Here is a 25,391-nt window from a genome sequence, read left to right on the forward strand (position 1 = left end):
CTGCGGGCACTCTGCCCGCCGGCATCAGGTGCTACAGGGATCGAGAGCGCTGCTCCTGCTCGCGGGCGAGCGCGGCCGCGGGGTCCTGCTGGGCGACACTGGCGGCCAACTGCTGGCTGCTCTGCGCCAGCGGCTGCTGCGCCGCCTGTTCGCGCTCGACCGAAGCGCGCAGCATGGCCGGGTCACCCAGCGCGCCCTGCACGGCAAACAACGTGCGGCCGTCGTTGCCAGCCAGGAGATGATCGATGCGCGACATCCCCGCCTTCTGCGCGCTCAGCGCCAGTGCGCCGGCAGCATTGTCCAGTTCCTGCACGCTGCGCAGACCGCTTTGCGGCCCCATCTGCTGCAGGTACTGGCGCGCTCCCGAGAACAGCGTGTATCCCGGCTCGCCCGGTTGCGACATGTCGCGTCCCGTTGCCTGCTGGGCCGGCGCCCCGACTTCGCCCCGCTCCAGCCGCGCCATCACATCTGGCGTCAGCTTCTGCTGCCACACCTCGAATCGCTGCTGGCGGGCCTCGATGCCGTTCAGGCCACCATTGATCGCGCGCGTCGCTTCGCGCACGTCCTCGCGCGCCGCTTCCGGCACCCGCGTCTGCCACTGCCACACGGCAATGCGGCCTGCGTGCTCGGGCTGCGCGGCCAGTTCCGGGTGATTCACCAGGTCCAGATCCAGCGCTTTGCCGGCACGCTCGTAATTCTCCTTGCCGACCAACGGCAGATAGCCGCGGCCGTGGTACTTCAATGCGTCGCCGGGCACATCATTGCCCATGCGTCCGCCGTACATCAGCTCAGCCAGGTTTTCCGGGCGGCCACGCAGCGCTTCCTGGCGGGCGCTCTCCAACGCAGCCTTGCCATTGCGCCACGCAGCTTCCACCGGGATCTGCGAGATGCCCCGGGTGAAGTTGAAACTCTCGTTGAGACGGCTCAAGCCACGGGATTCATGCCCGGCCTGCGCCATGAAGTTGGCCAGTTCCCGGGACGAAGTCATGCCGGCCTCCGTGGCCTGCCGCAACAGCAACGACTCCCTATCCTGCGACACGGTGAAACTCCTGCTCGATCATCGTTGGATACTCCCGCCTCCTCACCGGCATGGCACTCAGGGCAAGCTCACGTCGGCGACGACGGAAGGGTCGAAATCCTCGAATCGCACCCGGCCAAGCTCGGCCGCGGAGAAATCGCGCGTGTGGGTCGCTTCGGTTTCGGTGTCCACCACCTTGCGCTGCACGCCATGCACCCAGCACGCCTGCTCGGCAGGTGCATACCGGAAGGTGTAGACGCTGCTCCAGCGTTCGCGGCTGCCGCCGTTGGTGATCACGCTGAACGCGCCGTCTTCAATCGTCACGTAGGCGAAGGGGTCACCGGCCATGCCACCGCGCGTTGAGCACGGCACCAGCTTGTCGTTGCGTGCCGCCAGCTGCCAGCGGCCCGTGGCATCGCCCAGCAGCAACAGCAGGACCCGGTTCGGTCCGTGCTCGCCGGGCAACAAGCCCTCCGGAGGAGGTTGGTCGATCACCAGGAGCTGGTCCTGGAAACCATTGCCGGTCAGATCGCCGCGTACAGCTTCCAGCAGGTTCGCGCCGGACGGAACGAACGCCAGGGCATTGTCCATGTGCGTGCCACTCCCCTTCTCCATCCCCTGCAACTCCTTCAATCCCGTCTTGCCAGTTCCCGAGCGGAGGCCGGAAACGGGGCGATGCCCCGCACGTGCCCGGCGGCCGCCATGGCGGATGATAGCCCCGAGCCCACGGCAACCGCGATGGTGGCAAGCGTCACCCGCACCGCGGGGGGACACAGTCCTCATGGACGGAAAAGCTCCTGCGTTCGATGGCACCGGCGCGTCGGGATTTTGACGCGCACGCAGCTTACTTCGAGGAGGCAGCGCTCGTCGAAGGGGGCTTGGGATGAAAAGCGCACTTGATCACAGAATGAGTGCGGTTAACGTGAATGGATGCCTACTTGGAGATGACGGCAGCGCTGATCAGGCACTTAACACTCGTGCAGACGCAAGCGGAACGGGTGCAGCGAACACGGATCAGGTGAACGAACCCACCCGAATACAAGCACCATTGCGGCGCTCGGGATCCGTCATTCGCAATGAGAATTTCCAAAAAATTGAAAACACTACGGCCGGTCCAACGAAACAACCGGGGCGCTAGCCCGGCGCTATCCTCGCTTCACTTCCGCACATACTCAGGAGCTGAGCACGCGGTGTACACGACGTGGCATCCCTGCCCCCCATCCCTTATACAAAGACGAGTTGCCAATTGAATTGCTTCATCGACAGTCGCCTTTCCACCAAAGCTGGTGCCGCCGGAACCCGAACTGGGGACCACCGCAGCAACGCACTGATTCTCGTAGGAAAAAGAAGTTCGACAGGCACGACCACCTGAGTGCCGGCATTGCATCACAGCCTCTGCCTCTGCCTCAGACTTACTACGCTTCCCGATAGACACTCCGGACGCGCCCTCAGGAGAAACAGAGATCGCGCCCCACGTTTCGATCCACTTCCCTTCGGGTTGCGGCGTCTTGAGCGAGCCGTCACCCGCCCCAGGGATCGGAGCGCATCCTTGGACACCTTGCCCGCCAATAGGATACTGCCCCGGAGGGCACCCGCCCTCCGCGAACGCTGCCGACTGGAAGACTGCGGCCAACAAAAGGCCCAGGATCACCCGCCAACTACGTAGAAGCGTAAACCTCCAAGACATCGCGCCTCCTGCCTGTATTCGACTGCACTGCTACCCATCTGCAAATATGCCATGAAGCTGCCCAAGGCGCCCTAGACGAACATGGCCGCCATTGGCGACAGTCAGATAGTGTTCGCTAGGATCGAGCCCATGTCGCGCTACTGCTGCCCGGACCTACTCAGATGTGAGCGCAGCACCCGCCACGTCAATTGCTGGGGCCAAATTTGTCGCTGCTGAACGCCTGATCATACCGAGAATCTCCCAACATCAAGAGTAGAGTTCTTCTTAGTTGATGGGCGCAAAAAAAACAGCCCGCTCAACGGCGGGCCATTCTATCGCCGCATCACGAGAAAAATGCGGGCAATTACTCAAAACTTCTCAAACTCCGGCTCGGTGCAATTGGACATGACAACTTCACATGTCTCTTTGGACGCAGCACGACATTGCGCCAAGGATAGGCCTTCCGCCTCCTCCTTTGTGGCTGCAGCAGAGTAGAAAGTCCCCCCGGTTCCCGCATTCGAGACAGCCGCCGTCGCGCATTGATTCTTATAGGTGAACTTCACTCGGCAATCCCGACCGCCTGCATCAGAGCAGGATCTCACCGCCGCGCTTCCCGCATCCGCCTTCTTCCTCCACCCACTTGCCGCTCCTGCGATTCCGGAAGGCGCGGCGGCAAATGCTCCCCAAGTCTTGATCCACCGTCCCGTTGGACGCGGGCTTTCCGCTCCTGATCCACCAGCAGGAATCGGCGCACATCCGCCGGCACCCCGCCCGCCAATCGGATACTGGCCTGGAGGACACCTTCCTTCCGCCCAAGCCAGGTCGGACGTAAGTGCTAGAACTACCGCTAGACTCGCCGCGAACCTATACATGACCTTCGAACCCCTGATGACGTTCGAAATCCCCCAACATCCGAAGGAAAGCTTTTCACCTGTCATCCAGAGCCAAATCCCGAAGAATCCACTATCAGCTAGCCATTCGCAGCCGGTACAGTCACCCGTGCTCCGCCAATCCGCAGAACGCAGGAAACTACGAAAGAGTGGCCACGATTGACAATGCGCAAGAATCTAAATCAACGCATCAACATCAAGCCAACTCTCTGAATTTCCGGCCCTTTTACGCAAGCCCTGGATGCACCTTCAAGCTCCAGGCGACTCCGACGCAACCAATCAATCGACTTAAGAGAATCGACGAACTTGCATCGCTAGAACTTACGGAAAACAGGTTCAGAACAGTCTGCGTAAAAGACCCTGCACTTCTTTCCACTGGGATCTACGCAACCTTTACCCGCCAAGGAGATCGCTTGCCTTTTCTTTGGAGCCTTACCAACTGCGGATTTAGCCCCCGAGCCACCTGAAGAAGGAATCAACCACGCGACGCACTGATTTGAGTAAGAGACAGTAACCTTGCAGTCCGTGGCTCCTCCACCACCACAGCGCCTCACAGCCTCGGCAGCGGCGGCTTCTGCGGAATTCATTCCGGAGGCCATTCCTACCTCAGAAGTAGCTTCGGACGCAGCGATTGCTCCCCACGTACTTAACCATTCCCCCGTCGGCGTTGGAGGAAGTAGCGGCAGCTGATCCGAGCCACCGCTGTCGCCACCAGGAATCGGAGCACAGCCTCTGGCCCCTTGCCCTCCTATCGGGTAGAACCCTGGCGGACAACTACCGCCTTCGGCAAGTGCGGACACAGGAGCCAGCAGCACCCCAAAGAAAAGGAGCAAAGAAAGCAGCTTCATCGTTTTCACCTCTTGCATCCACTACCCTACCCATTCAGCAACTGCCGTGACATAGCTCACCGAACTGCGGCGTTACCAAGCGACCCCGGCGTATGTACCGAGTTGCTAGTACCCGGCGCGATTTTCGGGATCGTAAGGCTCTGGCTACTCACGGATTCCTCTGAATTGGTTGGAGCTGCCGGCTTGTAACTACCCGGCGGCTGTCCGCTCGGTCCCGGCGCCTGTGCCACCGGGCTGCCACCTATCTGCGAATATGCCATGAAGCTGCCCAAGGTGCCCTGGAAGAACATGGCCGCCATTGGGGGCGCAGTCAGAATCAAGGTCGTCAGAATCAGGCCCATGCCGCCCTGCTGCATCGCCTGACTGGTCATACCGTCGCTGGAAGCCCCGTCAAGCAGGAACCTGTTCACCAGCGCCGTCGCCCAGAACGAGGAAGACACGCGGATCACCATATCCAATGCAATGGACACCATTGCCGACAGCACCGCCATCGAGAACATGGTCCCGATTCCGTAGAAGAGCCATCGCTGGAACAATTGTTTGGTCTGATCGAACAACAGACAGAGGATGAACAGTGGGCCGAAACCGATGAACAACGCCATCGCGACCTCATAGAGCAACAGCATCGAGCCAGCAGTCACAGCCGGGCCGCCCGTACCCAAGCCGATGAACCACATGGCTCGTGTCTTGTCTTCCTGCAGCCCCGGGTCATTCAGGATCTTGATTCCATCCACACTGGACAGCGCAACCTGCATCCAGGCCAAGCTCTTGTCGATCTGCTCCTCGGGCTTCTGATCCTTCCCGGTAACGACATGGGTGATGAGACCCTTCACGTCCTCGGTCAGGAATTCATGAAGATCCCGGCCAAACATGCCCATGCTTGTCGCTACAGCCACGATAAGTGCGGCGCGCGCCATGTTGGTCACCAAGATCATCATCGAATCGCGGCTGCGTCCGGTGACGATACGATAGCCCTGAATGAGGACCCACAAGGTCATGAGGGTCAGCGCCATTCCGCCCACCCACGCCATCATGTTGTCCATGACGTCGAAGCCGAACTTGCCGATTCGCTCCCGCAGATAGTCCAGGATGAGCTTGAAGAAAACGAAGTCGCCGACCGACTGGACGCGCGCCACGTGCCCCATCAAATCCTGGAATCCGCCCGAAAAATCAAAGTTGGCAATCGACCTGATCGTCATACCCACATTCCCTTGGTGATACCGCTATCGCTTGAGGCGCCCCGTAGGGACTCGAACCTCAGGTGCTTCATTCCACGCATCAGTCGATGGACAACGCCGTCTTCAGCGCTGCTGTCTTGACCAGGTCACTGATGACGGTCTTGGTTGGATCGCCCTTGAGCGCAGACTGGGCCACGACCTTCTGATTGGCCTCCATCACATCGATGTAGGCGTCGTATGCCTTGATCCGGGCTTCAAAGTTCTTGATCGTTGCGTTCATTTCGTTCGCAGTACGCATCGAGTCGTTCGCCACTGCGTTCATGTCACCGAGCCGATTGCTACCAAAACGCAACTGCGCGATGTCATCCATGCTCTTCAGGAACGCAGGCCCGGTCGTCTGCATGAAGTAAACCGCATCGTTGTATTTGCGATTCTGCATCATGCGGATGTTCACGCAGATCTGCGTCTGCTGGCTCTTCCAGTCGCCCTTTGAATTGAAAATGATGTTGGGCAGCATGTCTTTCAAATCTGCGCCCGTGCCACAGGTTTCAGCGACCAGGTACTTGGGCGAAACGGGCGTCAGCTGTGCAGCGGAAGGAAGACCGAAGTTGTTGACGATACCCTGCACCTGAACCAGCATCTCGCCATACTCCTTGATGGTCTGGTTCCAGTCCTGAAGCCACTGTGTATTTTCTCTGACGAACTGGGTCTTCTCCTGCACCTTGGACTGCAGGGTATTGAACTGGTTCCAGATGTGCTGCATCAGCGCTGGACCGGTTTCCTGCACCGGACCAAATGCCCCAGCGTTGGTGGCAGACAGCGCCAAGGCAACACCCAGCACCTTGGCCACCGGCTTGAGTACCTTGCGGGCGCTGGCCCGACGCTTGACGATGTTCATGGCAAAACTCCTGTTGTTCAGATTGACATCCACTTGCCTGTCTCCTGCTTGCGCTGCCATCAAGCAGCGTCGGAACGGGGTTCCTTCCCCGAACCCTTCCGGTTCTTGTAGAAATCTTCCAACCACTGTTCCGGCGTGAGCTCGTCCACGGTGATCCGATTGCGGACTGCAGCGGTCTGCAACACCCGATGCATGATGTCGATGTTGTCGGTCGAGGCCGAGATCACCGAGAGGATGTCGTCCATGCCACGCAGGTTGAGCTGGCAGACGCTGGACGCATGGCCCTGCTTGACCAGGAAGCAGCGTGAGCGCTCGTCCAGGGCGGTAACTACCCTGAACTCGGCCTCGGTCAGCTTCAGGCCGTCCATGTAATCGCTCTTGCTGGCATTCGGGTTCGGCAGCAGGATCAGCGTGGCGGTCTGTTCGATCAGTGCAGCCGAGATGTCGCTCTTCAGCGCATCTTCCGGGCTCTGAGTTGCGAATATGCCCAGACCGTTCTGCTTACGGATGGTCTTCTGCTTGTTCTTCGCGAATTCCTTCAGGCCACCCTCGCCGTCCAGGATCTTCCAGAATTCGTCCATCACGTAGATCAGCGGACGACCATCGATCAGCGACTCCAGGCGGTGCAGCAGGTAATTGATGACCGGCACGCGCACTTCGGGATTGTCGATGATATCGGTGTAGTCGAAGCCGATGATGTTGGCCCTGCTCAGGTCAACGGTGTCGACCGGATTGTCGAACACCCAGCCCAGCGAGTTGCCCGAGGTCCAGCGGCGCATGCGCGCATAGAGCCCATCGTCGCCCATGTTGGGCAGGCTCTTCTGGAAGTTGGTCATGCTGCGCAGGTGCATGGGCGTATCGAGCATGCTTTCCACTGCGCGGTAGATGTCCTCCTCCTCGCGCGCACTGTACTCACGCTTACCGGCCAGCACCTTGATCAAGTCGGCCAGGAACTGCACGTTGGCTTCATTGTTCTCGCACTGGAACGGGTTGAACCCGGTCGGCGCGCCGTTCTCCAAGGCCAGATAGTTACCACCGCAGGCGCGCACGAAGATCTCCGCACCCCGATCCTTGTCGAAGAAGAAGATGGTCGGTGACGGCTCATACTTCTGCACCTGGCTGAGCAGGAAGTTGATCAGTGCGGTCTTACCGGTACCGGACTTACCAATCACCATGGTGTTGGCGATCGCCTTCTCGCCCAACGAGTTCTCTGACGGATGGGTCGCGTGGAAATTGAAGTAGTACGGCTGGCCGTTGGTGGTCTGCAGCGTGGTGACGCAGTCGCCCCACGGGTTGTTGTGCTGCTTGCCGGTCGCGAAGTTGTGCAGTGGCGACAGGCCCAGGAAGTTCAGCGAGCTGACATTGGCCAGGCGGGTGCGGTAGCGCCAGTTGGCCGGCAGCTGCGAGTAGAAAGACGAGGTAACCGCCAGATCTTCCTTGGTCGACACAAAACCGGCATTGGACAGCTCGGCGCGCGTCGTGGCCACGTTCTGTGACAGCTTGGCCTGGCTGTCGCCGTAGACCGCCATGATGAAGTGATATTCGCCCAGCACGAAATTGCCCGACGAGAGCTGATCCATCGCCTGGTCCAGCTCGACGATCTGGCTGACCGCCTTGTCGCCGGAGGAGATCATCATGCCCTTGGTGCGGTCGAGCACCTTGAGCGCGTCCTGGCGCCCCATCGGGCTGAACGAATGGGTGATGACGTACTCGTAGTCCAGGTACTTCAGGCCGTTGAGGATGCCCGGGTACGTTCCCTCAGCATATTCCTTGATGTTCAGGATGGCGCCGAAGTGGTTGGCACCGTTGGGGGTGTTGATGACGAAGTCACCGGTCTTGGCCGAAAACATGTGCCGGCTCACTGGCAGGTAGTCCTTGATCGGTGCCGACAGCACCGGCACCGGCTCGTCGATGCGATTGATCAGGTAGCCGAACAGCTCCAGCGTTTCAGAGAACACCACGCCGTTCTTTGCCTCGTACATTCCCAGGCGGTACGGCGCATAGTCGCGGATGACGGCCTCGACGTTGCCGGCCAGCTCCATCAACTTTTCTACTGCCTGCTCCTGCTCGGCGCGCAGCTTGTCCACGTTCGCCGACTTCTCGACGAAACGCTTACCCGCCACCACGGGGCGGTAGATCATGGTCAGGTACAGCTCGTTCTGCATGATGCGCTGTGAGGACAACATGCCCATGTACTGATCGGACACATCCTGGTTGAAGCGCTGCTTGTAGTTGCTCTTGCCCTTCAGGGTCCGGCGACGACGGATGTCATGCACCCAGAACGCCACGTTCACGAAGTCGGGTGCACGCAGCGTCTGCAGCAGGCGGTTGAACGTGTTGTGGCGATGCTCAAGCTCCCACTCCTCACGGCCGACGAACGGCAGCCCTTCCAGATGCCAGGTCAGCAGGTAATCGCCGCCCGTGGTCTTGACCACGTTCGGGGCGACGTGCGACGACAATGGAATGAACTCACTGATGGAGGTGTCAGGGCTGAACATACGACTGCTTCCAAAGAGGTAGTGCCAAGGAGTTACAAAAGACCCGACGGGCGCGGACGCCCGCCAGGCCGGATCCGGACCTCAATCCATTCGGGCCGGCTTGTCGCGGTAATGGTTGGGGTTGAACACCCACATGCCATCGTGTTCCTGCACGTTGCGGACTTTCAGCTTGAACATCAGGCGCAGGCCCAACAGGCGGAAGATCATTTCGTCACGCTTGGCCATCTGCCGCATGATGAAGACCGCCACCGGAATGGTGAGCAGGAACCAGAAGTTCGTGTACATGCTGAGCAGCAGCAACCCGCCTGCCACCATGAAGAATGGCAGGTAGGGCACGCCCAGGAACATTGCTGGGCGCGTGCAGCCGCGGAACACGACGTTCTTATGCACTGTAGTACTGGATCGCGTTGTTGATCAGGTAGTAGGTGCTGCTGCCGCCACCGCACTTGCCGTCGCTGCCGTCACCCAGCAGCATGCGCGCGATCTGGCCCGCAGCGCCGATCAGCACGCCGCCGATCAGGATCGGTGCAACGTCGGCGATGCGCTTGTGCGCGAAGGCGATCTGATAACCGGCGAAGATCACCGCGATGGTGACCACGGCGATCGAGGCGATGTTCAGCAGGCCGTTGATGTTGTTGAAGAAGCCGCACACCTTCTTGTCGGTGCCGCCGAAATCGACGGCACCGTTGGCGAAGACCTGCGGGGCGAACATGGCGCCGACGAAGATCGTGGCCATCAGCAGGGTCTTCAGCGTGCGCTGGGCCTGGACGAGGTCGAGATTGGATCGCTTCATGGATTGATTTCCTTGTTGATGGACTAACACAACTGAATCGGCCAGCCGGGGGACTGGCCGCACCACGACTTCGTCAGAACACGAAGGCCGCATCCCCTGCGGGAATCTGCTGCACCGGTGCGGCCTGCACCGGTGCGTTGTACGAATTCTCGGCACCCGCCACAGGCTGGTTGCGCTCGCTCCAGGGCCGCAGCATCACGGGCCCCTCATTGCTGGCACCGGCAGCGCCCGGCAACTGCTGCGGCATGGCCATCGCCTGCGCAGCACCCTGCTGAGGCAGCTGCTGCGGCATGCCACCGGCCTGCTGCTGGGGATAGGCGGGCCCTTGGCTGGGCTGCGCCTGGGGCTGCATCATCCTGTCCACTGAACCCAGCACCACCTTGGACAGCGCCTGGTCGGCGAGATTCAGCAGACTGCCCCGCGCCATCGCACCGGTGGACGGGTACACGACATAGGCGCGTGCCGGATCTTCCGACGGCACGTACACCGGGCCATTGGACTGTGCAACGATGCGCGCCTGCGCCGGCGAAGCGAGCTGCGGATGATGCTCGACCTTCACTGCACGGCGCTCACCGCGACTGACCACGTCGATCGGTGCGACACCATTGCTGGCGACCTGCTGGCCGCGGCGGATCGAGTCGTAGATCTTCTGCACGTAGCCGTGACGGAAGCCGGTCTCGAAATTGCCCGAGTAGTAACAGCTGAACGACTTGCCCCAGTCACCACCGGAGCGCTTGTAGCAGTCGGCGAGAATGCGCGAACCGGCCTGCAGGTTCGGGCACTGCTGGAAGGCCTTCTCGTAGGAATCCAGCCCGTATTTGCCCAGGTTGTAGCGATTGACCTGGGCCAACCCGATCGAGAAGTTGTAGCCCTTCTCTTCCAGCATGCGCACCGTCGCCAGCGCTTCATCCAACGCCTTGGGCTGACGCACCAGTGCACCGCCGACCACGCCGATGGCATACGGGTTGCGCGACGACTCCACGTTGATGACGTGTTGCATCACGTCCATCGAGACGGCCATTTCCGGGCACGCCATCATTTCCAGTCCTGGCAGCATTGGTCAGCCCTCCTGCCCCTGGGCACGCCCAGGATTGAAGTCGATGCCGGTGATGTAGCGCGAGCCGGCATGCGCCTTGATATGCACGACGATGTCGATGGTCATCATCAACAACCGCTTGATCACGTTGAACTCCAGGCCCGAACCTTCGGCTGAAGCCTTCACCATCAGCGCCAGCTGGTCCCAGGTCTGCTCCGGGCTGCCGGCATGGCAGCTGGTGATCGAGCCCGGGTGGCCGGACGCGCAGTTGCGGATGAAGTAGAACGCTTCGTCACCGCGCAGCTCGGCCAGGATGATGCGTTCGGGCTTCATGCGCAGGCAGGCTTCCATGCAGCTCTTGGCCGTCACATTGCTGGTGCTCTGCCCGCCCTTGGAATACAACAGGTGCACCACGTTGGGCTGGGTCAGAAACAGCTCGCGTGCGTCCTCGATGGTGACCAGGCGCTCGTTGTCCGGAATATGGTTGACCAGCGCCTTCATGAAGGTGGTCTTGCCGCTGCCGGTCGCGCCGGATACCACGATGTTCTTGCGGTACATCACCGCACGCCGGAAGAACTCGGCGTACTCTCGCGAATGACGCAGCTCCAGCAGCTCGCGATCCTGCTCGCTGATGCTGCCATCGCTTTCCAGAATCTGGTTGAAGAAGCCGTCTTCGTGATACTGCGTGAGCGACTTGGTGTGCTTGGAAGGCAAACGGATGGTGATCGACACCTTCCCCGCGTCACAGGCCGGCGGAATCACGAACTGCGCACGCTGGCCGGTGGGGAACGTGAGCGACACCACCGGATCGGCATCGGTGATGCGCTGGCCGGTGTTGCTCTCGTTCACCACTGCCGTGCAGAACTGCCGGGCCCGCTCGAACGTCAGGCTCGGCACCTCCACCCGCTGCCACCCCGCCCGGGTTTCCAGGTACAGCTCGCCGGGACGGTTGATGCAGATTTCCGTCACTTCCGGAGAAGTCATGTACTCGGCGATGCCCAGCACTTCGTACTGATAGCGCAGGAAATCGCTGGAGACGAGGGCGAGGGGGGACACTTCGGCGTCCATGATCGTTCGTTGGGTTACCGGCGGGGGTTCAGCACGTTGGTGAAGTCAACGTCCTTTGCAACGTAGACGTTCACGATCGTGCCCTGGTTGATGGTGACGGTCGGCGGACGACGCTGGCTCAGCGATTCATTGGCCAAGCGCTCCATGGTGCGTGCGGTGGCGCTCTCATAGGGCGACTGGATGGTCATGCCGTTATTCGCCACGGTAGTGGTTTCCGGGCCATGCTCTGCAGCGGCGTACTTGAACGCATCCGCCAGCAGACTGATCATCAGCGCCGAGGCGATACGGCTGCCCCAGTGCGCGCTGTACTGGCCCGGATGCCCGGCGCCGCCCAGCTGATCCACGCCCGGACTGGACATGGCCACGTCGATACCATTCGGCGTAGTGATGCGATCCCAGATCACTTCCACCCGCTTGCCGGTGGGACCGCCGCCATAGGCGCCATAGATCTTGGAGCCCTTCGGCAGTAGAAGATTGCGGCCGTTGATCGAGTACACCGGTTCGGTCAGCAGGCACGAAGTGTAGCCCGCGATATCGGTGATGATGCGGGTTTCCAGCACGCAACGCAGGTAGGTACCCCGCACCAGCAGCGCATCGGGACTGCGGATGTAGCTGGCATTGGACACGTCATCAACATCGGGGCCGCGACGAACCCGGGCCGGCGCTGCATTCTGCTGTCCACCCATCATCTGGGCCTGGAGGCGAAGGGTACGGGTCAGCTCGTCTTCCTGGCCCCCCTGCCCATCACCGCCCGCGCTGTCGCCAGCACCAACGAAGCCGTTCCCCGACGCTCCCATCCGGCGCTCGGCGAGCGTCGGACCCCGCGGGGCTTCGCGCTCGCTCATGCTGAAGGCCGGTTCTGCGCGAGTAGGCCCGGACGGCGGCGGCGGCAGCATCGGAATCGGGTCAACGGGCTGCATCGCCTGAGACGGAACCGGATCCGTCTGCACAGCGTCCGGCAGCGTCGGCGTGGACACACGCGCGACTTCCGGCACCTTCTGTGCAGCGTCCTTGTCATCCTGGCCCTTGCGGAACAGCAGGAAGCCCATGGCCACCAACAGCAACACGATGCCACCGAGGAACAGCAGCGCCTTCCGGTTCAGCCGCTGCTCTTCGGCCGAGCGCAGCTGCGGCGCGGCCGCGTCCAGATCCGGCGCCGGCTCGGCCTGGGCCGTGCCGAAGTAGGGATTCGACGGCGCGTCCGCGGCACCCTGTGCGCCGTACGGGCTCTGGCTCTCGTCGCGTCCATTGTTCGGGTCGTTTCCGGGAGTGTTCTGCTGGCTCATTTCTTCACGTTCCTTCGCAGGCCGACGACGAAGTCGCCGTGGCGGATGACCAGGTACGGGTAGGTCCCGTGCACGATCAGCGTATTGCCTTCAACCGTGGTGTTGACCACGAAGTCTTCACCGTATTCCGTTTCGCGACCAAACACGGCCGGGAAGATGCCGGTCTTGTACTCCGGCGAGTTCGGCAGTTTCAGATAGGTGAAACGGCCATCGTCATAGGCGTTGACCGGGATCAGCCACCCCATCTTCTTCGCCTTGCTGGTCGAATAGGAGTAGTTGAAGTTGTACTGGCGGTCCTTGGCCAGTTCCGAGCTCAACAGCGGTTTGGCCTCTTCCTCGACCGCTTCCTGGGCGACACCGAACACGGTGTCGTTGGGATAGACGAAGGCGATCTTGTACTGCACGCCTGCACGACGGGCCTGCTCCAGCTGGCGCCAGTCGGTGGCCACCACCTTCAGTTCGAAGATGTAGGAATGGGTCTCGGTGCGCACCATCATGTTGGTGTCGACGTCGACGTTCTTCGGCTTGAGGTAGAACACGTTCTCGCGACGGGTCAGTTCCCAGCCGCTGCTGAAGCCGGTGCTGTAGTCGAGGATCTTCTCGTTCGGGCTCAACTCGATCTGGGTGGTCAGGCCCAGGCCGGTGCGAACCGGATAGATGCGGTCCTTCTCGTACTCGTAGTGGTCAACCGCCTGCGCCATCGCCGCTGCCGGGAACAGCAACGACAACATCGACAGCAGCGCCAGCGCGCTTCCCCTGATATTTCGACTACTCATCGGTTGCTTGCTCCATCAGCAGTTCCGGTGGAATTGTTCTGCGCCGGCCTCATGGCCGGCTGTCCGGGCATGGCCTGCCCCGGCATTGCTTGCCCCTGCACCGGCTGACCCGGCATCGGTTGGCCCTGTACAGGCTGTCCCGGCATTGCCTGGCCCGGTACCTGGCCGTTGGCTGGCACCGCGACCGGCTGGCCGGTGGCCGGGTCGATCATGGTGGCTGCGGCCGGATTGTTGGGATCGTAGACACCCTGTGCCTGCTGCGCCGCCTGTGCGGCCTGCTGCGCCTGCGCCTGCATGGCACCGTCATCCGGCACCGGCACGCCACGCGAATAGTCGTTGTCGACGCGGTACTCGGTGACCTGGAAGGCCAGCGGATTGAGGATGCGATCCTGTTCGGACAACGCCAGGTTCTGGTTGTACTCGAAGCGCATCGTCACCAGCTGGTTGTCCAGGTAGGTAGAGACGCCGGTGCGCTTGTCCAGCAGGCTGCGCTGGATGCGCACCGAAGCGCCGCGGAAGCTGCCGTTCGGCTCGGCACCCAATGGCGTGATGCTGAGGATCTTGACCCGGATGGCGCGCTCGCGACCGTACATCACGAACGGGTTCTGCGGATTGTTGCCGGCATAGCGGACACGCATGGACTGCGCCACCGGATCGGTGGACATCACGAACACCAGTTCCCAGTCACGCAGGCCCATCACCGCCGAGTCATACGATTCGCGCGCGAGCACGTACTGGGCGACGTTGCTGCGATTGATCGCTTCGTTGGTGGTGATCGTCTCGCCCTGGAAGGTGCCACTCAACCGCGCGACGGTCGCCGTACCCGTGTAGGCATCGGCCATCACCAGGAACGGCACCTTTTCCTTCAGCGGCAGCATGTAGTAGTAGCCGCCCGCCAGTGCGAGCGACATCAGCAATGAGCCTGTGGCGACCCACCATGCACGCCGCTCGCTGCGGCGTGCCATGTCGGCCACGGTGATCTCGTAGCTGACCGCCTTGGCGACCGACTGCTCGACCTTGGGGCTATTGCCGGGATCCTTCTTGCGGAACATGGATTCTTCCGTACTGCTGAAACATCAATGGGCGTGGCACCCCTGCGACAGGCGCGGGGAGCGGCACGTTCGATGATTTCGAGGTGGACTCAGGTGCCGCTGTTGGAATCAGCGCCCTGCGCCGACGCGGTCGGCGTCGAGCCAGCGCTCTGCACAACGATCTGGTTGCCAACGATGGAGACCGAGATACCCTGCGCCGAATAGGCCGATGTCAGATCGATCACGGCCTGCTGCGCGTTGGTCGTATCGATCTTCGAGACCGCGCCATACAGGGTGAAATCCGAGCTGAGGCGGTAGTCCAGCGTGCGCCCGGAATCCTTGGCCCAGCGCTCGAGCATGGCTTTGAGCGTGCCATCCATCGGCGAGGCCTGGTAGACGTAGCTGGAGTACAGCGGAATTTCGGTCGTTGTCGCAGCAAAGCGGTTGACCGGCTTCCAGCGGCCTCCGAAATCGGGAGCGGACTTGGTGGCGCAACCGGCCACCATCAACGCCGCCACTGCGGCGATGGACATTTTCGCGATAAACGCCTGATTCATACGGGCTTCACTTTGACGTACGAAAAAGCAGTCCCGAGCATTGGTCCCCTGGTCGTCCGGCGCTGCATCGCGCACGCCGGAATCAGAGGGATGCGCTGCGTGCGGCACACCCACTCCGGCTCCCCTGCAGCCAACGGCTGCCAACCAAGTTGCGGGGCCGCCGGACATAGCCGACAACCCACCCGCATACATCACCAACGTCGAAACCATCCTTGTTTCCATGGCACAAACTCCTGGCCACCCTACTGCCACATCTTTGACATCCAGCACACATTTCTGGACGACAGACATAGGGTCGCACAACCACGCGTCAATTCCATGTCAGACAAGTCTGAAAATCTATGAACAGATGCCGAATTCTTGACTTACCTCACGTTTTCACTTCAGTGAATATGAATCCAAGTCACAAATTTAGCGTCGTGAATTAGACGTTAAGCATCGGAACATCGACCTTCGGCAGCAGTCTGGACGTGAAATAGCGATCCTTGTAATAGCGGATCTTGTCGCATTTCACCGGATGCGGTATGCCTTCGTAGAGGAACACTTCCTTGTCGGGCCCCATCGCCTTCAGCTCCTGCGGCAGCATCAGTGCACGCCGCTCTTCGGTGAAGTTGTGGGTCTTCTCTCTGGCATGCGTGACGTTCTTCTTGCGCACCGTGGTGTAGCCCAGCATGTCCGAATAGTCGTTGGCATCCTGCTGCTCACGCGGCGCGTACAGGATCTGCAGGGCATGGTTGGTGATGATCGTGCGCGAGACTTCGCGGCCGTATGTGGCATCGAGCTGGGCCATGCTCTGGATGATCGGCAGCAGGCGGATGTTGTAGCCAGCCATGTAGGACACCGCCGAGGCGATGATCTCGACTTTGCCGATCGAGGTGAATTCGTCCATCAGCAGCAGGCACTGGTACTTCAGGTCCGGGTTGGACCTGGGCAGTTCCTTGGTATTGAGGTTGATCAGCTGGCTGAAGAACAGGTTGATGATCAGCCGGCTCTCGGCCAGCTTGTTCGGCTGGATGCCGATGTAGATGGTCATCTTCTTCTTGCGGACGTCGGTCAGCAGGAAATCGTTGCTGCTGGTGGCCTTGTCCAGCACCGGGTTGATCCAGGGGTTCAGCGGCTCCTTGAAGGTGCCCAGGATCGAGGCGAAGGTCTCGTCCGCCTGCGACAGCATGTTGGCGAAGGCCGAACGTGCGTTGGCACTGAGGAACGGCCGCTCCGACAGGGTCTTGAGGTACTTCTTCAGGTCGGTCCCGTCGCCGGAGGACAACCGATACACCGCGCCGAGCGTGGGCGTGCCGGCGCCCCCCGGGAAACCGCTGCTGCGCTCGTCGTCCCAGTTCTCGAACAGGTACAGGGTGAAGGCCATGAACGCGTTGCGCGCCTGGCTGACCCAGAACTTCTGGTCCTCGGCCCCATCCGGATACAGCATCGCAGCGATGCTCATCAGGTCCGAGACGCGGAACGCCGGATCGTCGGAGACGTAGCTGAGCGGATTCCAGCGATGCGTTCGCCGGTCCTCGGCGAAAGGATTGAACAGGTAGATTTCCTGACCCTGGCTGGCGCGCCAGCCGCTGGTCAGGTCGAAGTTTTCCTGCTTGATGTCCAGCACCACCAGCGATTCGCCGTACTCCAGCAGGTTCGGGATGACCACGCCCACGCCTTTGCCCGAGCGGGTGGGCGCGGCCAGGATGACGAACTGCTGGCCATCCAGGCGCACCAGCTTGCCACCATGGCTGCCGACCACGATGCTCTGGCCAGTCTTCTTGAACATGCCATGCCTGGCCAGGTCGGCGCCGGTGGCAAAGCGTGCATCGCCGTGCAGCGAGCGCTTGTCCTTCTTCAGCAGCAGCACCAGGCCGGTCACCACCAATACCAGCAGCGGCAGGCCGAAGCCCACGTAGCCGGCCCATCGGATCTTGCCAACGAAGGGCGCGACCTGTGGCTGGTCCAGCGCGTTGAAGTACTGGTAGTAGGTGTTCCAGGTGAACAGCTTGGTATCCAGGCCCAGGAACAGCAGCGTCAGGTAGCCGGAAAACACGAAACCAAGCAGCAGGGTCGCCAGCGTGATGATGGCGATGAGCAGATACTTCTTACTGGGCAACACCCGAATCCTCCATGATGCGCACGAGGGCGCGACGGCCTAGCGGCGGCGCCAGCGCGACGCCTTTTTCCGCAGGTGATTTTCGTTCTCCAGCCCGGGCTCTTCGCCCTCTTCACGCACCCGTTGCAACAGCAACTGGCGCGCTTCGGCCAGCGATACCAGGTCGGTCAGACGATCCCCATCGTCGGCGACGACCGCATGGCCGACCACATCGCCCGGAGCGTACACCGGCTCGTGGGACACCGCTACCAGCTGGTAGCGGCCACGGGTTTCCAGCACATGCCTGAATTCCTGCATCGAACTCCTCCTCCTCGGGGCGACGCCGCGCCCCTGCCCAGCCATCATGCCCATCGCAGTGTCATCGCCGCATCGACAACCGCTCCTGCTTTTGCGCGAAACTGTGCGCCGATATCCAACGAGACCGATATGGACTGGGTAGCACTTGCCCGCACCCTGGCCACCGAGGCGCACGCCGGCCAGATGGACAAGGCCGGCCAGCCTTACATCGGCCATGTGGCACGGGTGGCGGCTGCGGTGCGCGGCGACGATGACGCCGAAGTGGTGGAGTGGCTGCATGATGTGGCCGAGGACTGCCCGGCGTTTGCCGCACGCATCGAGGCATTCCCCGCCCCGCTGCGCGAGGCGGTGCACCTGCTCAAGCGCGCCGCGGCCCCCGACGCGGACAGCTACTACGCGCGCATTGCCGCCCACCGCTGGCACTGAAGGTGAAGCGGGCCGATCTGGATGACAACGCCGATCCGCAGCGCCTGGCGATGCTCGACACGGCGACGGCCGGGCGCCTGCGCGGCAAGTACGCGCACGCCCGGGCAGCGCTGGGCATCTGACCAGGCCGCACGGACAGCGGGGGGCGGCGTGTCACTGATCGAACGCTGATTTACCTGAGCGCTGCTGCCCTTGTTGCGGTGCAGCAGTACAATGGGGGGCTCCCCCGCCCCGTCGCGCCCCCGCATGAGCCCCACCTCTTCCCTGGCTGCGCGGCTGACGCCCCGTCAGCGCACCCTGATCATCCTCGCCCTGTCTCTGGGTGGCTTCGCCATCGGGACCAGCGAGTTCGCCAGCATGGGCCTGATGCTGGAGATCAGTCGCGGCTTGTCGATCTCCGAAACGCAGGTCGGTCACCTGATCAGCGCCTATGCCATCGGCGTTGTCGTCGGTGCGCCGATCCTCGCCTTCGTGGGTGCCAGCTTCCCGCGCCGCAAGCTCTTGTTGGCGCTGATGGGCTTCTACGCGGTGGGCAACCTCGCCAGCGCGCTGGCACCCAATTACGGCACCATGCTGGCGGCACGCTTCGTCGCCGGCCTCCCGCATGGCGCCTACTTCGGCGTTGCGATGCTGGTGGCCGCGGCGATCAGCCCTGCCGGCCAGCGCGGCCAGGCGATGTCGCGGGTGCTGCTGGGCCTGTCGATCGCAATCCTGGTCGGCAACCCGCTGACCACCTGGCTGGGCCAGCAGCTGAGCTGGCGCACCGCCTTTGCCCTGGTCAGCGTGCTGGCCATCGCCACCGTGGCGATGATCGCCCGCTTCCTGCTGCCGGATCCGGACGAGGTGCGCACCTCGCCGATGCGCGAACTGCGCGCCTTCAACACGTCCCAGGTGTGGCTGGCGTTGGCAATCGGCGCAGTCGGCTTCGCTGGCATGTTCTGCGTGTTCACTTACCTGGCTCCGACCCTGGTGCAGGTCACCGGCGTGGCCGAATCGTGGATGCCGCTGGCGGTGGGCGTGTTCGGCATCGGCGCGATCATCGGCAACATCGCCGGTGGCTGGCTGGTGGACAGGTTCCACTTCAAGGCCGCCGCCGTGGTCCTGCTGTGGTCGATCCTGATGCTGCTGCTGTATCCGCTGGCCGCGCAGTCCGTGTGGACGATCGGCCCGATGATCATCACCGTCGGCACCATGGGCGCGCTGGCGGCAGTGCTGCAGACCCGCCTGATGGACGTGGCCGGTGAAGCACAGACGCTGGCGGCCGCCTCCAACCACGCCGCGTTCAATACCGCCAATGCGCTCGGCCCCTGGCTGGGCGGCATGGCGATCAGCGCCGGCTTCAGCCCGGCCAGCACCGGCTATGTCGGTGCGGCCACTGCCATTGGCGGCCTGCTGCTGTGGTGCGTGGCGGTGTCACTGGACAGGAAGCGTAAGGCCGCCGTCGCCGGCAGCCACTGAAGAACCGGCATTCACAGGCAAGTGGATGCCAGCGCCTTGACCAGCACGGCGCTTCGTACCGGCAGCACCTGCAATCTGCCGAGGGGTGTTCCACCAAGGATGCTCGACCACGCGCTTCGGGTGCAATGAACACATTTCGTGGATGTGCCTTTGGGCAAAGTGCAGCCGACGCCCCTCGGCCTGCACCGGACCCGCAATGCGCCACCACCGCGTTCCTGCCCACCACGATGCCATTGCCTTGCAGGCCGGCATGCTGGGCAGTGTGCTGGGCGTGGCGCTGTTCAAGGCCATCGCGTTATCTGCATTGGCGGCCGGATCGGTGATGGCCATCGGGCTGTGGCTGGTGGCCTGCGCGCTGCTGGCTGCATGGGCGCTGGCCGCCTATCTGGCGTGCCTGGCGCTGAGCCGGCGTGTGTTCGTGCTGATGCTGGTGCTGTGCACGGTACTGATGATCTGCATCGCCTGAGCCGGCAGGGCGGGACTTCTTCTGCCGCCTTCATTGTCCTGCGGGACCCGCTGCAACAAGGGCGTGGAGTGTGATCAAGCGAGCGCGACGGCTGTGACAAGCCGTGGGACCTGATTGGAAAGGATCCCTGAAAAGGAACCGCTCCCCATTGCCGCGCCTGTCTTGATCGTGTCCATGCATCTGGCTGACTGCGCCATCACGGCCAACGCGCGACGATGCGATTTCCCAACCTCCCTGCCCTGTCGAGATCCAGATGCCGGACACTGCCCATCCTGTCATTCGCGCATTCGAGGCCGTGTTCGATCTGTCCGGCGGCGTGCAGCGCATCACTGCGCTCACTGTTACCTGCCGGCATTGCTCCTCGACCAGTTCGGCCAGCGAAGACAATCTGGTTCACCTTCCGGGTGGAGCACTGTTCCGCTGCGACGAGTGCGGCTGCCACCAACCGGTCAGCCACGCCAGGCTGTCGGATTGGCAACCGACCTCGTTGCTGGGCATCTGAGGGCCGGCTCATGGGCATGACGGCGCAACAGCGGGAGATCCTGGAGGCAATCGCCGCTGCGCAACCGGTGCGCGGCGACGCGGCGACGTGGGCAGTCAACGCGGGTTTGGCGGTACAGGCGGAAGACGGGGATATCGATCTTACCGACGCCGGCCGCGACGCCCTCGCCGCGCGGAGCGCACGTGAGGACTAGACGCGGCGATCAGGCCGCCTTCGCGACCTTCCGCCAGGGGCAGAGTCCGCGGGCGTAGTGAGCAGCGCGCGGCGGTCCCGATCGCGGCAACCTGCAGGACAGAGGTGCAACGCTGCCCCGTCAACCGAAGTGGTGATGCCCTTCATGCCGGTGATGTGCAGGGCGCCATGACATCCACTCGGCTATGCTGCGCCACCTTCCTGCGCCAATGGCGGCCATGCATCCTTTTCCCCTGCCCGTCTCGGCGCCTGAGCAGCTTGCCTACCGACTGCTGCAGGACAGTGACTGGGCGCGTTCGGCCACTGCCGCGAGCGCACCGGCCGAGCTCCGCATGTTGCTGGCGATGATCCTTGATTCGCCCGAACCCCTCTGGCTCGCCTGGGGCAAGGAAGACAAGGCCTTCTTCTTCAATGATGCCTACCTGCCCTTGCTGGGAGGAAAGCTGCACGGCGCGATGGGCAACCGCCTGGAGGATGTCTGGGCCGATGTGTGGCCGGACGTTGCGCAGGCGGTCAACGATGCCTTTGCCGGCACCAGCCGCAGCTTCAAGAACCTGCCATTGATGATGGATCGCGACGGCTCGATGCGCGAAACGTTCTGGACGTTCTCCTATTCACCGCTGCGCGTCGGCTGCGGCAGCGTTGCCGGCATCCTGTGCGTGGTCAGCGAGCAGACCGAACGGGTGATCGAGCGCGACCTGCACAGCCGGCAGGTCGCGGCGATCACCGAGCAGGCGCGGGAAGCCCACCTGGAACTGGTACGCGCCCGCGAGCAGCTGCGCCAGTCGCAGAAGCTGGAGGCGATCGGCCAGCTTACCGGCGGCGTGGCGCACGACTTCAACAACCTGTTGCAGGTCATCACCGGTTCGGTGGACATGCTCCTGCACACGTGGCCGGCAGATGACAACCGACGCCGCTACATCCAGGCCATTGCAGCAGCATCGGACCGCGCCACCAAGCTGACCGCGCAACTCCTTGCATTTTCGCGCCGCCAGAGCCTGTCGCCGGAGGTCTTCGATCTGTGCGAAAGCGTGCGCGCGCTCTCGGATATCATCACCACGGTTCTGGGCGCGCGCATCCAGGTATCGTTGTCGTTGCCGAGTACGCCGTTGCCGGTGCTGCTGGACCGGACCCAACTCGACACCGCATTGATCAACATCGCGGTCAACGCCCGCGATGCGATCGACGGGCACGGCAGGGTGACCATCGAAGTGGAACAGGTCACTGCGGTGCCTTCGGTGCGCTTCGCCGCCCCGATGAAGGGCGACTTTGCTGCCATCAGTGTCACCGATACCGGCGCAGGCATCGACCCTGCAGTGGTCGACCGCATCTTCGAGCCCTTCTTCACCACCAAGAGCGTCGGTGCCGGGACCGGGCTCGGTCTCAGCCAGGTGTTCGGTTTCGTCAAGCAGTCCGAAGGCGAGGTGGACGTGCAGAGCCAGGCGGGCGCCGGTAGCCGCTTTACGCTGTACCTGCCGCTGGCGCAGGCAGGAGAAACGACGGAACGGCCGGCGGCGCAATCGGGGCTGCAGCATGGCCACGGCGTCTGCGTGCTCGTGGTGGAAGACAACGTCGACGTGGCCGAATTTGCGGTTGGCGCCCTGCGCGAGCTCGATTACAGCGTGATGCTTGCGCGCAATGCAGACGAGGCCTTGGCGGAGCTGGAACGGGATGCCTCGCGCTTCCACGTGGTGTTCAGCGACGTCGTGATGCCGGGCATGAACGGCCTGGATCTGGCCCGCACCATCCGCGACCGCCTGCCAGAGCTCCCCGTCATCCTCACCAGCGGCTACAGCGAGTTGCTTGCCCGGGATCCGGGCCACGGCTTTACCCTGCTGCGCAAGCCTTACTCGTTGAAGCAGCTGGCCTCGGTAATGACCGAGGCCGCGCGCCGCGCGCAGGCCGTGGTGGCATCGCCCTAGCGGGCGCGTTGCTGAAGCGAACCGAATCCGCGTTCCAGTGAGGACTCCAGCGCGGACGCTTTGTCGCCGACCTCGCACCGCTGATGGCACGTGCGGGGCCGCACCGGTGTGCGGGTGGCTTTGCCGGGCACACCGTACACCCACCCGAGCCTGCGTCCACAGCGCACCAGGGGGGATGGGCCACGAACCTTTGCAAATGCTAATCTTTCTCATTTGCAGCCCATCCTGACTCCCTCATGCCCCTTCCCGCCCTTCTGAAGAACGCGCTCTGCGCGGCGCTGTCCCTTTCCCTGGCGACGCCTGCATTGGCCTCCCAAGCCCCAGCCGACGCCCCGAAGGATCTGGACAAGGTCGAAGTCCGCGGCCGCGCGCAGACGCTGTACCGCGCCAACGATGCCGCTGTCGGCACTCGCACTGACACGCCTCTGGAACGGGTCCCTCAGTCGATCCAGGTCGTGCCGCGCGAGCTGATCGACGACCAGGCCGCGCGTCAGGTCACCGACCTGTATCGCAGCATCAGCGGCATCAGCTTCTTCAGCTATGCCGGCGTTACCTTGCGCGGTTTCCGCCAGGAAAACGTGCTCTACGACGGTCTGCGCGGTGATCCCTATGCAGGCTTCTCGGTACCGCAGCTGTTCAACATCGAACGCGTGGAAGTGCTGAAGGGTCCGGCCGGTGCGCTGTACGGCGGTGGTGATGCGGGCGGTGTCATCAACTATGTGACGCGCAAGCCCAAGGCGCGCGCCGAACACCGCATCGAGCTGCAGGCAGGCGACAAGGACTTCCGCGCCGGGTCGATCGAAGGCACCGGCCCCTTGAATGCCAGCGGCAGCATTCGCTATCGCGCCGGCCTCTATGCCGACAGCGAGCAGGGCGTACGCTGGAATGCCGACAGCGAAAGCGTGATCGGCGACGCCTCGCTGGCCTTCGACGTTGGCCAGACCGGCGAGCTGGTGCTGCAGTTCACCGACATCACCCAGAACCTGGGCGGCAACCGGCTCCGGGGCGTCCCAGTGAACGATGCCGGCACCTTCCTGACCGACCGGCGATGGAACCACAACGAGGCCAGTGATTTCCTCGACATGCGCGCCAGGGTGGCGCTGGCGCAGTATCGCTTCGCACCGCTCGATACGCTGGACGTGGATATTGCTGCGCGCTGGTTCAGCAACAACGAGCACCAGATGTACCACGAACCGATGGGGCTGATCGACCGTGACCGCGATGGCGTGGCCGAGTGGATGACGCGCCAGCTGCGCAACCAGATCCGCGACAACGAGGCGTTCACCGCCAGCGGCAATGCCGTATGGCGGATCAACACCGGCCGTATCGAACACAAGGTGCTGTTCGGCGCCGACGTCTACCAGCTCGACGCCGACTTCACCGCGCAGACCGCCAACAGTGCCGACCTGGCACGCGGCGCCGGTCCGGTGCGCGGCATCGATCTGTTCAACCCGGTCTATGGCGCCAGCACCTGGCACGACTACAATCTGGCCGCCCTGCCCTGGCGCAGCACCGCCACCCGCAGCAAGCGTTACGGTGGCTATCTGCAGGATGAGCTGGCACTGGGCACGCGCTGGCATGTGCTGGCCGGACTGCGTTGGGATGGTTTCCAGGACGACGATCGCATCACTGGTGGCAGCGTGGATGGCAACGACCTCAGCTGGCGGCTGGGCAGTACCTTTACCGTCCGGGACGGCGTGAACCTGTATGCCAACATCGCCAGCGGCTTCGTGCCGCAGAGTGCCGCCAACCAGAATCCGGCAGCCGGTGGGCCCTTCGACGCTGAGCGCAGCAGGCAATGGGAAATCGGCCTGAAATCCCTGCTGGCCGACCGTGTGACCCTGAACATGGCGGCCTACCGCATCGACCGCAGCAAGATCGTGCAGGCCACCGGCGAAGTGCGGGACGGCGTGAACCAGCTGGCCGCGCTGGGCCTGGTACGCAGCACGGGCATGGAACTGGACCTGCTGGCCGACGTGACCGAGCGCTGGGTGGTGAACCTGACCTACGCCTACAACGACGCACGGGTGAAGGATGCCGGCCCGAACGGCATCACCAATGCCTCCGGAGACCGCTTCGCGAATGCGCCACGCAACAAGCTCGGCCTGTGGACGCGCTACGACCTGCCGTCGATCAATTCGGCCATTGGCTTCGGCGCCGACCATGTGGGCCAGCGTGTCAGCCTGGATGGGCAGACGGTCAAGGCTTACACGGCGTTCGACATGAGCTGGAAGACCACGTGGAAGCAGTGGCAGTTCCAGGCCAACGTCAAGAACCTGTTCGACAAGGTGTACGCGGCCAGCGGCTTCATCGAGCGCAACGGGCATTTCCCGGGCGAGCCGCGACGGGTGTATGTGCAGGCGGCCTACCGCTTCTGATCCATTGATCCGGTCCCCCTTTTGGGAATTCAGGCGAGCCGCGGGGCGGGCCGCGCATGCGCCCCCGATTCAGGTATGCTTTCGCGCGTTCAGCCACACCAGCAGG

Annotated in this window: 25 protein-coding genes; 7 read left to right on the forward strand and 18 right to left on the reverse strand. The window is 62.8% G+C overall.

Translation table 11 applies throughout. From position 1 onward, the window contains the following. Nucleotides 1–31: 31 nt before the first annotated feature. The 18 genes from G370_RS0108930 to G370_RS0109005 form a co-directional block, all read right to left on the reverse strand. Nucleotides 32–1,039 carry an XVIPCD domain-containing protein gene (locus G370_RS0108930; protein WP_019660283.1) on the reverse strand — a complete coding sequence of 336 codons (1,008 nt, stop codon included), beginning with the start codon at nucleotides 1,037–1,039 and terminating at the stop codon, nucleotides 32–34. A 57-nt stretch (nucleotides 1,040–1,096) separates the two neighbouring features. Beyond that, on the reverse strand, nucleotides 1,097–1,633 hold the full coding sequence (locus tag G370_RS0108935) for a hypothetical protein (RefSeq protein WP_019660284.1): 537 nt from the start codon (nucleotides 1,631–1,633) through the stop codon (nucleotides 1,097–1,099). A 541-nt stretch (nucleotides 1,634–2,174) separates the two neighbouring features. Beyond that, the gene (locus G370_RS1000000121310) at nucleotides 2,175–2,705 is read right to left on the reverse strand and encodes a DUF4189 domain-containing protein (RefSeq protein WP_080112519.1); all 531 of its coding nucleotides are present in this window, start codon (nucleotides 2,703–2,705) and stop codon (nucleotides 2,175–2,177) included. A gap of 347 nt (nucleotides 2,706–3,052) precedes the next feature. Continuing rightward, nucleotides 3,053–3,622, reverse strand: a complete 570-nt coding sequence (locus G370_RS1000000121315) for a DUF4189 domain-containing protein (RefSeq protein WP_329842100.1) — start codon at nucleotides 3,620–3,622, stop codon at nucleotides 3,053–3,055. Between the two features lie 266 nt (nucleotides 3,623–3,888). Continuing rightward, on the reverse strand, nucleotides 3,889–4,440 hold the full coding sequence (locus G370_RS1000000121995; RefSeq protein ID WP_080112520.1) for a DUF4189 domain-containing protein: 552 nt from the start codon (nucleotides 4,438–4,440) through the stop codon (nucleotides 3,889–3,891). Nucleotides 4,441–4,478: 38 nt separating this feature from the next. Then, the gene (locus G370_RS0108945) at nucleotides 4,479–5,621 is read right to left on the reverse strand and encodes a TrbL/VirB6 family protein (RefSeq protein ID WP_019660286.1); all 1,143 of its coding nucleotides are present in this window, start codon (nucleotides 5,619–5,621) and stop codon (nucleotides 4,479–4,481) included. A gap of 79 nt (nucleotides 5,622–5,700) precedes the next feature. Next, nucleotides 5,701–6,498, reverse strand: a complete 798-nt coding sequence (locus G370_RS01000000120770) for a hypothetical protein (RefSeq protein WP_019660287.1) — start codon at nucleotides 6,496–6,498, stop codon at nucleotides 5,701–5,703. A 59-nt stretch (nucleotides 6,499–6,557) separates the two neighbouring features. Further along, complete coding sequence (locus tag G370_RS0108955) at nucleotides 6,558–8,996, reverse strand: VirB4 family type IV secretion/conjugal transfer ATPase (protein ID WP_019660288.1); 2,439 nt, start codon at nucleotides 8,994–8,996, stop codon at nucleotides 6,558–6,560. An 81-nt stretch (nucleotides 8,997–9,077) separates the two neighbouring features. After that, nucleotides 9,078–9,386, reverse strand: coding sequence for a VirB3 family type IV secretion system protein (locus G370_RS0108960; RefSeq protein ID WP_019660289.1), 309 nt, complete (start codon nucleotides 9,384–9,386; stop codon nucleotides 9,078–9,080). Further along, on the reverse strand, nucleotides 9,379–9,789 hold the full coding sequence (locus G370_RS0108965; RefSeq protein ID WP_019660290.1) for a TrbC/VirB2 family protein: 411 nt from the start codon (nucleotides 9,787–9,789) through the stop codon (nucleotides 9,379–9,381). The genes G370_RS0108960 and G370_RS0108965 overlap by 8 nt, the downstream gene beginning before the upstream one ends. A gap of 73 nt (nucleotides 9,790–9,862) precedes the next feature. Then, on the reverse strand, nucleotides 9,863–10,846 hold the full coding sequence (locus G370_RS1000000122050; protein ID WP_019660291.1) for a lytic transglycosylase domain-containing protein: 984 nt from the start codon (nucleotides 10,844–10,846) through the stop codon (nucleotides 9,863–9,865). 3 nt (nucleotides 10,847–10,849) lie between these two features. Further along, nucleotides 10,850–11,893 (reverse strand): P-type DNA transfer ATPase VirB11, encoded by a 1,044-nt coding sequence (gene virB11, locus G370_RS0108975; RefSeq protein ID WP_019660292.1) that lies wholly within the window; start codon nucleotides 11,891–11,893, stop codon nucleotides 10,850–10,852. A gap of 14 nt (nucleotides 11,894–11,907) precedes the next feature. Next, nucleotides 11,908–13,179, reverse strand: coding sequence for a TrbI/VirB10 family protein (locus G370_RS0108980; protein ID WP_019660293.1), 1,272 nt, complete (start codon nucleotides 13,177–13,179; stop codon nucleotides 11,908–11,910). After that, nucleotides 13,176–13,955, reverse strand: a complete 780-nt coding sequence (locus G370_RS0108985) for a TrbG/VirB9 family P-type conjugative transfer protein (protein ID WP_019660294.1) — start codon at nucleotides 13,953–13,955, stop codon at nucleotides 13,176–13,178. The genes G370_RS0108980 and G370_RS0108985 overlap by 4 nt, the downstream gene beginning before the upstream one ends. Beyond that, entirely contained in the window at nucleotides 13,952–15,007 is a 1,056-nt protein-coding gene (locus G370_RS0108990) for a VirB8 family type IV secretion system protein (RefSeq protein WP_019660295.1), read from the reverse strand. Before G370_RS0108990 ends, G370_RS0108985 begins: the two co-directional genes overlap by 4 nt. Nucleotides 15,008–15,096: 89 nt before the next feature. Next, nucleotides 15,097–15,543, reverse strand: a complete 447-nt coding sequence (locus G370_RS0108995) for a hypothetical protein (protein WP_021202791.1) — start codon at nucleotides 15,541–15,543, stop codon at nucleotides 15,097–15,099. Between the two features lie 424 nt (nucleotides 15,544–15,967). Next, a complete protein-coding gene (locus G370_RS0109000) occupies nucleotides 15,968–17,647 on the reverse strand; it encodes a type IV secretory system conjugative DNA transfer family protein (protein WP_019660297.1) in 1,680 nt (559 codons plus the stop codon). 36 nt (nucleotides 17,648–17,683) lie between these two features. Then, a complete protein-coding gene (locus G370_RS0109005; RefSeq protein ID WP_019660298.1) occupies nucleotides 17,684–17,941 on the reverse strand; it encodes a hypothetical protein in 258 nt (85 codons plus the stop codon). A gap of 129 nt (nucleotides 17,942–18,070) precedes the next feature. Between G370_RS0109005 and G370_RS01000000120775 the strand changes: the two genes are divergently transcribed. The 7 genes from G370_RS01000000120775 to G370_RS0109040 all read left to right on the forward strand — a co-directional run bounded on the left by G370_RS01000000120775 (nucleotide 18,071) and on the right by G370_RS0109040 (nucleotide 25,285). After that, nucleotides 18,071–18,367: a hypothetical protein gene (locus G370_RS01000000120775; RefSeq protein ID WP_233654032.1), complete on the forward strand. Its 297-nt coding sequence runs from the start codon at nucleotides 18,071–18,073 to the stop codon at nucleotides 18,365–18,367. A gap of 246 nt (nucleotides 18,368–18,613) precedes the next feature. Continuing rightward, nucleotides 18,614–19,825 carry an MFS transporter gene (locus tag G370_RS0109015; protein ID WP_019660299.1) on the forward strand — a complete coding sequence of 404 codons (1,212 nt, stop codon included), beginning with the start codon at nucleotides 18,614–18,616 and terminating at the stop codon, nucleotides 19,823–19,825. A 196-nt stretch (nucleotides 19,826–20,021) separates the two neighbouring features. Further along, nucleotides 20,022–20,291: a hypothetical protein gene (locus tag G370_RS0109020; protein ID WP_019660300.1), complete on the forward strand. Its 270-nt coding sequence runs from the start codon at nucleotides 20,022–20,024 to the stop codon at nucleotides 20,289–20,291. Between the two features lie 253 nt (nucleotides 20,292–20,544). Beyond that, on the forward strand, nucleotides 20,545–20,793 hold the full coding sequence (locus G370_RS0109025) for a hypothetical protein (protein WP_019660301.1): 249 nt from the start codon (nucleotides 20,545–20,547) through the stop codon (nucleotides 20,791–20,793). A gap of 10 nt (nucleotides 20,794–20,803) precedes the next feature. After that, complete coding sequence (locus G370_RS1000000121735; protein ID WP_019660302.1) at nucleotides 20,804–20,986, forward strand: hypothetical protein; 183 nt, start codon at nucleotides 20,804–20,806, stop codon at nucleotides 20,984–20,986. A 217-nt stretch (nucleotides 20,987–21,203) separates the two neighbouring features. Continuing rightward, entirely contained in the window at nucleotides 21,204–22,907 is a 1,704-nt protein-coding gene (locus G370_RS0109035; protein WP_026347058.1) for a hybrid sensor histidine kinase/response regulator, read from the forward strand. Between the two features lie 236 nt (nucleotides 22,908–23,143). Next, nucleotides 23,144–25,285: a TonB-dependent siderophore receptor gene (locus tag G370_RS0109040; protein ID WP_019660304.1), complete on the forward strand. Its 2,142-nt coding sequence runs from the start codon at nucleotides 23,144–23,146 to the stop codon at nucleotides 25,283–25,285. The last annotated feature ends 106 nt before the right edge of the window (nucleotides 25,286–25,391 follow it).

It is taken from the genome of Stenotrophomonas hibiscicola ATCC 19867, from assembly GCF_000382065.1.
In the GTDB taxonomy this organism is placed as follows: domain Bacteria; phylum Pseudomonadota; class Gammaproteobacteria; order Xanthomonadales; family Xanthomonadaceae; genus Stenotrophomonas; species Stenotrophomonas hibiscicola.